Source organism: Rhodococcus sp. (in: high G+C Gram-positive bacteria) (assembly GCF_049286785.1).
Taxonomy (GTDB): Bacteria; Actinomycetota; Actinomycetes; order Mycobacteriales; family Mycobacteriaceae; genus Rhodococcus_F.
Genome location: NZ_JBAQEO010000153.1, coordinates 1 through 10,112, shown reverse-complemented (window position 1 = coordinate 10,112; position 10,112 = coordinate 1). Strand labels below are relative to the sequence as shown.

Sequence of the window (10,112 nt, the reverse complement as noted above, 5' to 3'; positions counted from 1 at the left end):
TCATCGAACCTCGCGGAGGCGATGGGGCGGGTATGAGATAGTTGCACCTACGAGATGCCCTTCGGGATGGTTGAAAAGGTTCTGTGAGAAGTCCAATTCTTCCACCACGACAGGGCATTTCGCCGTGGCGGAAACCGGCATGACCGGATGGTCGGTTGACCCTGCACTGCACCCGCAACAGCTCTTACGACACCCTGGTGGGCGAATCGTCGACGACACGATTCGTTCGACAATCGTCGGACATCGACTCTCCACTAGAGTCGTGAATACTATACTGCATAAAGGATTTCGATTCTGAGCAAATCTCAGCGAGGAAGATCCGACGTGACTGTCAGATCAGGCCTTGCTTGTTGGCCTCGTACACTGCCTCCGCACGCCCGGCGACGCCAAGCTTGCGCAGGATGTTCTTGACATGAAACTTGACCGTCGTGGAAGAGATGAACAACCGCTCGCCGATCTTCGCGTTTGACTGCCCGACCGCTAGCAAGCGAAGGACCTCCTGCTCGCGGGGAGTAAGGCGCTCGGGGGGCGCCGTATGGCTATTCATCGAGCGAACCAGTGCTGCAGCACTGTGCGCGTCGAACGCGCTCTCGCCAACCGAAATTGCCCGGATTGCCCGCACCAATTCGGTGGTGTCAACATCCTTGACCACGTAACCCCGCGCACCGGCGTGCACGGCACGCACCACTAGTTCGTCATTGAGAAATGTAGTCAGCACGAGTAGGCCGATTCCGTCGTGCGCAGCGGACAGCTTGGCGCACAGCGTAAGACCATCGTAATCCGAGCTGGACGACAGCTTAAGATCCAAAACCACGACATCCGGTTCGACAGCCCGAACCACCGCTTCGGCTTCCGCCTGCGACGCCGCTTCACCGACTACCGTCAGATCCTCCTCACGTTCGAGGACGGAACGTAATCCTTGCCGGAGCATTGCGTGATCATCAACCAACACCATTCGCACCACGGCGGGCGATCGATGACTCCGCCGAAGACTCGCCCCCGCACCCATACCCGTTGGACTCATCATGTTCGGATTCCCTTTCGCTCAGGTTCCGCAGTATGCTGCTCACTGTCCGGAGCATCCGGCCGTGGAATCGTAGCCGCTATCAGAACACCACCGATTCGTGACCGTCGTACCTCGAGCACGCCACCGTGGTCGCGAGCACGTGCCGTCATATTCGCGAGTCCCCGATGATGCCCGTCTACGTCTCCGGCACTTGCCATACGCACCATCAACCGCAGCTTCGCCGGATCGCCGTCGCCATCGTCGGCGACCGATAGCGACACACTGTCCGATCGATAAGCAAGTCGCACAATCGCTCGAGTTGCGTTGCCGTGCATCGCAGCGTTGAACAGGGCCTCCCCTGCGATTCGCAACAACGCGTGCTCGGTTTCATTCGGCAACTCGACCACCGCGCCATCGATGCGCAACGTGACACGCAAGTCTTCCGGCATGTGTAAGGTGCAGAGTTGCTCGAGCAGTTCAGGCAGCGTCGAATGAGTCGAATCTCCTGGACGATTCAGAGCATAAATAGCTGATCGAAGCTGCTCGACAGCGGCGCGGGTCAGATGTTTTGCGAGTTCCAGCCGTTGTCCGCGTTCCTCCTCGGCAATCGCGGTGCGACACACTTCGATCTGCATCCCGGCCGACAACACGCATTGAGTGACGCTATCGTGTAGTTCCCTGGCGATCCGATGTCGCTCCGAGTTGAGCACCTGATGCTGTTGAGCAGCGCCGAGTTGGCGTTGGGCGGCAAGCAGTTCGGCGTTCCGCTCGGCGAGGTCCAGAGCATGCCGACTGGCTTCGGAGAAGCCTTGTTCAGCCCGCTCCAGCAGGCGCTGTGACTCTTGAAACAATGCCGAGTTCTGCAATGCGACGGCCGTCTGACTAGCCAATATTTGCATCACCGATTCATCGGTGCTGTCTAGAGTCCGCTGCGGCGGCGTCCACGCGGCGAACGCACCGATCACGCCGCCGTCTAGTTTCATCGGAACGTGCGCTCGGTGATCCTCGATCACGGGGTGAATGCACTGCGCGAATTGCCCGCGCAGGATGTCGTTCAACCGGTTCAGTACGGCAGACGGCAGATTAGTACCAGGGTACTCAGCGTTCGGCAAACCCTCGAAGGCGTAAGCACGACCAGCCTCGTCGAGTATCAGGTGTCGGGGCAGAGCTTCCGGCAGCGCGCCGTCTGCCAGGGCTATCAGCACCCATTCGGCGCCGAGATGTGAGCGGGCCGCTTCTGCTACCGCACGGACCAGCTGCTCAGGGCCTTCGACCGTTTGCACCAGCGCCCGAGAGATCGTATCGAGAGCGTGAACTGCGCGTTCGAGCCGCTCAGCTGCACCTCGAAACTCCGAGTAGAAGGTACTTTTTCCTGTTCGGACGCCTGTGAGGAGTTCGATCTCACGGGACTCAGTCGTGCTTGGGACATTCGAAGGCAAGATCATGACGCGCCCCATAATGAGGCCTGTATCCCACCAACAGCTGAGTTGGTGGACGACGCACACGTGTACTGCGTGGTGAGGAGTGACGGCCATGGTCTTCCGGCGGTCTGCTGACTGACGCTATACAAGCTGTGCGGGTGAAGGCCTCCGCGGGCTGACCTATCGACCTGATCCGGCCCGGCAGTCGCGGAAGGCAGAAATGGTGCGCGGAAAAACCGGAGATCAGTTGAGGTCGGCTCCGGCAAGGAATTCAACCTGAGGCCACCATCTCCCAGCAGATCTGAAATCACCGTCAACTCACCCACCTACCGTGCGTAACTCCACCGATACCACACTCGTGGCTCATAGTTGTCGCACTATTGACGGTACTGAACTGCAACGCGTCGGCCAACCTGCTCCCGGGTAGGCCCCAACCTGGTCAACCGGGTAGGGCGGGATCTCGTAGAAACGTGGTAGCAATGCTCGACGGCCACACGTTCACCGGGAACGGTACGAAAACGTACGAAATCACTCCTTCGGGCTACGTCACGTAGTCGACGGCGTTTCGCGTATCGATGCCATGCTTGCGACTGCAGGACCGTACAACCGGTCTACACCCGCTCCCACTCTAAGTGAGCATTTGAAAACTCGGTGATTGTCGGCGTGTGACGGATGGGAAACAGGTGAACTCCTGGTAGGTCAGTGAGTGCTTTCGTCCCAGCCCTACCAGGAGTTCACTTGCCATCATCGCTCATCGAACTGTGCCCGTCATGCCCGACCCCGGACCGGTCGAGCGGGCACCGCTGCGCGGTGGATCCCTCGTCGTCGGTGCACGATGCACGGTGGGGTTCCTCGAACCCCTGCTCTCACCCGCCGGTTACACCGGAGGCCGTGGTGGCCGACCCGAAAGAACATTGTCGCCGTCTGGTGCTCGATGCCATCTTCTACGTCGTGCGGGGTGGCATCGCGTGGCGGCAGTTGGCGGCGGAGTTCCCGCCCGCCACCACGGTGTACGCGATCTTCGTCCGCTGGGTCCGCGCGGGAGTATGGCGGCGGATCCACGACGCATCGCGTGATCGCGCCCCGTGTGCGAGGTGGCCGCGATCCGCAGCCGTCGGCGGCGATCATCGACTCCCAATCGGTGCAGGGTCCCGACACCGTGCCCGGGTCGAGTCGTGGATGCGATGCGGTAAAGAAAACGAACGGGCGCAAACGCCACATCGCCGTGGACTCGAGCGGGCTGTTGCTGGCGGGCGTGGTGACGATGGCGGGGACCGGGATGGCGCGTGCCGACTCCTGGCTGCGCTGCGCGCTCACTTCTCAACGATCAGTTTGGTGGGCCGACGGCGGCTACGCCGGCAGGCTGATCGAGTGGGCGAAAAATGTTCTGTCGCTGACTGTTCAGGTCGTCAAACGCACCGACGATGCCAAGGGAATCAAGGTTCTTCCCCGACGGTGGTGGTCGAGAGAACGTTCGCGTGGATCTGCAAACACCGGCGCTGCGTCCGCGCCTACGAAACGTGGCCCGACCATCATGAAGCGATGGTCTACATCGCCATGATCGCGACCACGTCGACGACGAACCGGAGACCGTAGACGCATTGCGGTTCCGCAGGGTGCGGGCGCACCCCTTCGAGGAGCTGTCCGGGCTGCGGGAGCTGCGTGCGACGCTGCTCGCCGGCACCGGCGGCGCATCGACCGGACGCAGATCGCGCGGTCGCGGTGGTGCAGGGAGCGGGCTGAGGTACACACTGCCGTCTTCGTGTGGCTGGGGCTTTGTCTCACGTCGTCACTCATCCCGGCGGGGGTTTGGCTCGGCCGACGCCACTGGGGTAGGGGTGCCACAGTCATTTCCATGCCCGACACGCCGAAGGAGAACCGTGGCCCGATCGTGCCGGGGGCACGGGTCCGGGTTCGGGCGGGCGGCGCCCGTTCGGCGTGGGTGCTCGGTGTGGTGGTCGACGACTACGCCGCCGAGGCGGGCGTGAGTGCCGGTCACGAGTGGGCGCCGGTGCGCCGGTGGGCCGTCGCGACGGATGACGGCACTTTGGTTTTCCGACCTACCGAATCCGCAGGTCAGAGGCTGTGACGAAAAGGGATCGATTCTCGACATCTTCTTGATGAAATGGAGTGGGGACTGCGCCGGCTTACGGAAGTGTCGCTGACCAGGGGAGAATGGCTCCCCATATGGCCTGTGTTGCAACGACTATGAGAATCCGCCGTCCCGGCATGGGAATGTCACCGGACGGGGCTATCGGGTTCGTGCTGGTCAGCGAGTTTCGGTCAGGCGCCGGCTTCCGGGACGAGCCGGTCAATGTTCTATTATCGGCGGGCCCCGCGTCGACCTTCCGATGATTGGTGTGCCAAGCCGCTTTCCTGGTTAACCACCGACCGGGACGGGCAGTCTGGATCCATGAGCACGGCGCAGCAAGAACGGGAAGACAAGTACGACGTCGGCGCCGACTTCGCGGTACCGGACCTGAACGACCTGGTTCCGCCGGGAGGTCGGCTCGACGAGCAGACCGTCACCCTCGACAACGAATACTTCGACACCATGGACCGGGACCTGCTCCGCCACCACGTCACGTTGCGGCGCCGATCCGGCGACACCGACGCGGGCTGGCAGCTGAAGGTGCCCGACCGCAAGGCGCGCACCGAAATCCGAGTGCCACTCGGCGCGGACGATTCGGTGCCCGATGAGCTGGCCACACTGGTCTCGGGGGTGGCCCTGGGCAAACCGGTGCATCCGGTGGCGTCTATCTCGACCGTCCGGCGCCGGCGCCGGATGCTCGACCCGGATGGAAACCTGCTCACCGAGGTCGCCGACGACACGGTGCACGCCACCGCGGTCGCCGCGGCGTCTGGCGGGGACGGCGCGGTTGCCAGTGAATGGCGCGAGGTGGAGGTCGAACTGGGCGAGAGCGGCGACGGGAAACTACTCGAGGCGATCGGTAAACGGCTGACCCGGGACGACGCCCGCCCGTTCCGGTATCCGTCGAAACTGTCCCGGGCGCTGAACCCGAACGGTCCGGGCCCCGCCGACGACGACTCCGGCGCCGACGACTCCGGTGTGGAGGGGGTTCGGGAGTTGTTGACCGACTATCTCGACACCCAGGTGCAGGCGATCGTCGCCGGGGATGTGTGGCTGCGCCGCGGGTTGGACCCGGTCCATGCCACCCGGGTCGGGATCCGCCGGTTCCGCAGCACCCTGCGGGTGTTCAAGAAAATGCTGGACCCCGCCGCCCGGTCCCGGCTCGACGAGGAACTGTCCTGGTACGCGGGGGTGCTCGGTGAGGTGCGGGACCGGCAGGTCCAACGCGCCCGGTTCGCCGCCGCGGTCACCGACCTGCCCGAGGAGCTGGTGCTCGGTCCGGTCGCCGCCCGCATCGAGAATGATCTGCTCGCCGAGCAACTCCGGTACCGGGCCGAGGTGATGGAAACCGTCGACGGCGACCGGTACCGGGCGGTGCTCGCCGGGCTGGCGCGGTGGCGCACCGCACCGCCGCTGACCGAGGACGCAGCCTCCGGTGAGCGGGTGCTGAAGAAGGCCGCGCGGAAGGCGCGTCGCAAGGCGGACAAGAGGTTGGCTGCCGCCCTCGACGACGGCGACGACGAGGCCCTGCACCGGGCTCGGAAGGCCGCGAAGCGGGCCCGCTACGCCGGCGAACTCACCCGCGGGCTGGTCGGGAAGAAGAAGGGCAAGAAGCGGGTCGCCGAATACAAGAAGGTCCAGAAGGTTCTCGGGGAGCACCAGGACAGCGTGGTGGCCCTGGGCACCCTCCGCACCCTCGGTGCCCGCGCCGGGAGCACCGGCGGCGAGAACGGGTTCACCTTCGGGTTGCTCTACGGGCTCGAGCTGCAGGCCGCGCGCCGCGCCCGCGAGGATGCAGCCCGGCTCGCCACCTGACCCTTCGAGCACGGCGGGTTGGACATGCCAGATAGCAGTGACGAGCGGGCGGACGAAGAGTGGAACTACCGCGCACGCCACGAGACGGAAACCCAACGGCTCGACCGCAACTGGTCGGCGCTGCTCCAGGAACTGCGGGTCGTGCAGACCGGAGTGCAACTGCTCACCGGGTTCTTGCTGACGTTGCCGTTCCAGCAGCGCTTCGAGGACCTGACGGACTTCGAGGTCGGTGTCTACCTCGTCACGGTCGCCCTGTCGGTCCTGTCGACGATGCTGCTGATCGCGCCGGTCGGAATCCATCGCGCCCTGTTCCGCCAGCATGCCCTTCCCGTGCTGGTGTCCACCTCGCACAAGCTCGCGGTCTGCGGTATCGCTACCCTCGGGGCGGCGCTCGTGGGGGTCGTGCTTCTCATCTTCAGCTTCGTCGTGTCGCCGACGGTCGGCCTCGTCGCGGCCGCGGTAGCAGCGGCCATCTTCTGCGGGCTGTCCCTGCTGGCGACAATCCTGCGACTGCGGCACCGCATCGACGACGATCCCCCCACGCGTGACTAGGGAGTGGCCGCAGATCGGGCTACCCGCGAGCGTGACCACCATGAATTTTCCCCTGGTCGCGCCGCCGTCGACATACCGCAGCACCTGATCCCTCCAGGACGGCCGTCATTGTCCGGCGAGCCGGCCGGTACTGCGCAGTTCCGGGTACCGGGCAGTCAGCCGGGCCACCAGCTGATGTGCCTCGGCGAGTTGCGTGTGCAGACGTGCACCCAGCTCCCGGTCCTCGGTGCCGCCTCGATCAATGTGTCCTCGGGCGGTCTCGATCCGGGACGTGAGTGCTGCGATCTCCTCGTGCAGCAGGTCGCGGAATACCCGCGCCTGGGCGGTATCGGGGTCGTTCTGGGTCGGTGTCATCCGGTGCTCTCTTGCTTGGTGCGGCCGGAATCCAGATGGGTAGCGCCGCGGAGGTGACGAGACTGCGCCGCTGCAATCCAACGAGCCATCGTTGCCGAGTCGGACGCCCGACGTCAACCCGCCCCGGTCTCCGCAACGGTCCGAAAATGGGTGGGTGTTCGAGCTGGTGAACTCAGGAAAACCCTTCCCGACCGCCGTCGACGGGACCACAATTTCTGTCATGGACGTCACCGAAGAACAGCACATCGACGCGGTGCGCGCACATCTGATCCAGCGATATCAGTTCCTCGACACCGACCGGGTCGACAATGCGATTCAGACCGCCCACCACCGATTCGACGGATGCCAGATCCGGGACTTCGTGCCCCTGCTTGTCGAACGCGCCGCCACCCGCGCCCTCGACGAATCCCTGACCATCACACCGTCCACGGCGTACCCGACAGTGCCCGAGGCGCGCCATGACCCCCCGGGCCCCCGATACATCACCAAACGGGGAGGCTAGGGGTCCCAAGCTCATGCTCGTCTACGGCATCTCCTCCGAACGCGCCTTCGGCATCCTCACGCGCACGAGCATCCCGACACACCGCGTGGGGCACAGGACCGACCGGCGGTCAGATCTGGCCGAGAGTGGAATGCCTCCTTCTGGTGTTGTATTGCGTGATCCAGCGGAAGACGACGGCGCGGCCTCACCCGCACTGTTCCAGCGCTTCCGCCCCTTCAGCGTCTCCCGTTTCAACGTCGCGTTCAGCGACTCGGCGGCCGCGTTGTCCGCCGACGTTCCGACCGCACCCCGCGACGGGGTCACCCCCATCGCGGCAGAGGTCGGCGAACTCGGCCGATGCATACTGGGCGCCATTGTCGGAGTGGAAAATTGAGCCGTTCAGGCCGGACGCGCCACGTACGGCGGCCGCCGTCCGCAGTGCATCGGTGACCAGTCCGGTGCGCATGTTATCGGCGATCGACCACCCCGCCAACCGTCGCGAACTCAGGTCCAACACCGTCGCCAGATACAGAAATTCGCCGTCACCGACTGGGAGGTAGGTGGGGGTACCTCCCTGCACGGAGTGCTTGGGGGAATGTCGCCGACGTATCGGGTGTTCGGTGCGCTCGCGGTGAAACACTGCCGGATCAGGTCCGTCACCACGGCCGCATCGGGATCGGGGACGGTGGTGCGCACCGGTTTGCGCAGGTGCACCCCGACGATCCCGTTCTCACGCATCACCCGCTCGACCCGCTTGTGATTGACTTCGATTCCGGCCTCGCGCAGCTCGGCGGTCACCCGCGGAACACTGTAGGTGTCGTCGGAGTCGGCATGCATGGCGCGGATCCGCGCGGCCAGCTCCTCGTCGGCGCGGGCGCGGCGGCCCGGGCCGGCGCAGAGGTCCGCCACCGGTAGAAACCCGAGCGGGAGACTTCGAGAATCTGGCACAGCCACTTCACCGGAACGGTATCGCAGTGGTCGTCAACGAACTGGAAGCGGCTCACCAATTCGTCTCGCCCGCGAAATACCTCGCCGCCTTGCGCAGGATCTCCGGCATCGGCCTTGAACTCCGCCGAGTAAGCCTTCATCGCCACCAGTGACATCTCTTCCTCTGGGACCTTCACGACCCAGTGTTCACGATGTCCTTACTCAGGGGGAACCCCCGGTGGCCTCGGAGCGGTCGCTGGGGCGCATCAGGTGGTTGCGGCTCCACGGGCGCAGCCGCCACCACCGGATCGGTGCGGCTACCGGTACCGGCGCCGGCTCCTCCCGACGCATCGTCGCCTCCCGCAGGATCTCTGCTTCCCTCCCTTCGATTGTGCAACGGAATCCGCGGTGGTGTTTCGGCAGGTTTCTCCGCGAGCGTCGGGTGTTTCAGTTCAGGCGGAGATGTATTCCTCGACTTTCTCGCGCTTGAGTTCGCTGGGCTTGCGGTGCTGGCGCTGCCCGAGCTTCAGTGGCTGTGGCAGTCTGACTTGGCGTTTTTGGGGCGCCGCTGATGCCCGCGTCCTGCGGCCGGGACGGGCGGCAGCCGTTGACCCTCTCGAGCAGTGCACGCCGACGTCGGCGTCGTTGCCGCGCATGGCGGTGGCCGAGTCCGTAGTCAGCGTTGTGTCCTGCTCCTCCTGCGATCAGTGGCTGCTCCTTCGCAGTTGCCGCTCGAATGGGAAACAGGGGGTACAGGTAGCGAACACCGACCGCCGATGACAGCCGACTGCTCCGGCGGCGTTCCCGATCGCGGATGGTGTTCGTGCAGGTCGGGTCGCGTACCGGGCCGGGTGGTGCTTATGCTCGATCTCCGAGTTTCGCCGAGCGAAGAGGTGCATCAGCATGGCCCGAAACAGTAGCAATCGGCCGGTCGGTGGCCCGGAGTTGGCGGTCGGTGTCCGGGTGCTGGTCCGTAGGTGCTCCGGGGCCGATCTCACCGGTGAGGTGGTCGAGGACTATGCGGCGGTGACCGACCCTGGCGGTGGTGGGCACGAGTGGGCGCCGGTGCATCGGTGGGCGGTCGCGCTCGACGACGGGCGGCTAATTTTTGCCGACACCGAAGACCTGACGATCGATCCGGGCTCTTACCGCTCCGCCCCGGACCCGAGCTCGGACCCGGATTCGGCCGTGCGGACACCCGGGCGTCACCGGGGAGAATGATCGGCGGTAGCCGCTTCGTGGCCGGTTCTGGGCGGCGTCAAACATCGTGCACACGAATTGTGCTAGCAGTCAGTCGATTACATGACTGACGCGGATGAGGTCCTGCAGGGGCTACGTCGATCTCACCGGAGATCTGTCGGGGTATGTCTGAGTCGTGGCAAAGCCGCACCGGAGGTGTCTTGCGCTGTGGTGTTGTTCGGAACTGACGTTGCAGGCTTACCGTGTCCTGTATGAGGGGTGATG

At 64.6% G+C, this 10,112-nt stretch carries 9 protein-coding genes and 2 pseudogenes; 7 read left to right on the top strand and 4 right to left on the bottom strand.

Features of this window, described 5'->3' with window-relative positions:
* Positions 1-331: 331 nt before the first annotated feature.
* A complete protein-coding gene (locus WAW17_RS06120) occupies positions 332-1,009 on the bottom strand; it encodes a MadR family response regulator transcription factor (protein ID WP_422332109.1) in 678 nt (225 codons plus the stop codon).
* Between the two features lie 14 nt (positions 1,010-1,023).
* Positions 1,024-2,451: a MadS family sensor histidine kinase gene (locus WAW17_RS06115; RefSeq protein ID WP_422332108.1), complete on the bottom strand. Its 1,428-nt coding sequence runs from the start codon at positions 2,449-2,451 to the stop codon at positions 1,024-1,026.
* 678 nt (positions 2,452-3,129) lie between these two features.
* Here WAW17_RS06115 and WAW17_RS06110 point away from each other — a divergent pair.
* The 5 genes and pseudogenes from WAW17_RS06110 to WAW17_RS06090 all read left to right on the top strand — a co-directional run.
* A pseudogene (locus WAW17_RS06110) lies at positions 3,130-3,477 on the top strand (transposase); the annotation flags it as partial.
* Between the two features lie 22 nt (positions 3,478-3,499).
* A complete protein-coding gene (locus WAW17_RS06105) occupies positions 3,500-3,988 on the top strand; it encodes a transposase (protein WP_422332107.1) in 489 nt (162 codons plus the stop codon).
* A gap of 294 nt (positions 3,989-4,282) precedes the next feature.
* The gene (locus tag WAW17_RS06100) at positions 4,283-4,516 is read left to right on the top strand and encodes a hypothetical protein (protein ID WP_422332106.1); all 234 of its coding nucleotides are present in this window, start codon (positions 4,283-4,285) and stop codon (positions 4,514-4,516) included.
* Between the two features lie 324 nt (positions 4,517-4,840).
* Positions 4,841-6,334 carry a CYTH and CHAD domain-containing protein gene (locus tag WAW17_RS06095; protein WP_422332105.1) on the top strand — a complete coding sequence of 498 codons (1,494 nt, stop codon included), beginning with the start codon at positions 4,841-4,843 and terminating at the stop codon, positions 6,332-6,334.
* A gap of 24 nt (positions 6,335-6,358) precedes the next feature.
* Positions 6,359-6,886: a DUF6328 family protein gene (locus WAW17_RS06090; protein WP_422332104.1), complete on the top strand. Its 528-nt coding sequence runs from the start codon at positions 6,359-6,361 to the stop codon at positions 6,884-6,886.
* A 105-nt stretch (positions 6,887-6,991) separates the two neighbouring features.
* On the opposite strand, the gene WAW17_RS06085 is transcribed toward WAW17_RS06090, so the two are convergent.
* Complete coding sequence (locus tag WAW17_RS06085) at positions 6,992-7,240, bottom strand: hypothetical protein (RefSeq protein WP_422332103.1); 249 nt, start codon at positions 7,238-7,240, stop codon at positions 6,992-6,994.
* Between the two features lie 220 nt (positions 7,241-7,460).
* On the opposite strand from WAW17_RS06085, the gene WAW17_RS06080 reads away from it, so the two are divergent.
* Positions 7,461-7,742, top strand: a complete 282-nt coding sequence (locus tag WAW17_RS06080; protein WP_422332102.1) for a three-helix bundle dimerization domain-containing protein — start codon at positions 7,461-7,463, stop codon at positions 7,740-7,742.
* 109 nt (positions 7,743-7,851) lie between these two features.
* Here WAW17_RS06080 and WAW17_RS06075 read toward each other — a convergent pair.
* Positions 7,852-8,772: pseudogene (locus WAW17_RS06075) on the bottom strand (IS3 family transposase); the annotation flags it as partial.
* 779 nt (positions 8,773-9,551) lie between these two features.
* Here WAW17_RS06075 and WAW17_RS06070 point away from each other — a divergent pair.
* The gene (locus WAW17_RS06070; RefSeq protein ID WP_422332101.1) at positions 9,552-9,869 is read left to right on the top strand and encodes a hypothetical protein; all 318 of its coding nucleotides are present in this window, start codon (positions 9,552-9,554) and stop codon (positions 9,867-9,869) included.
* The last annotated feature ends 243 nt before the right edge of the window (positions 9,870-10,112 follow it).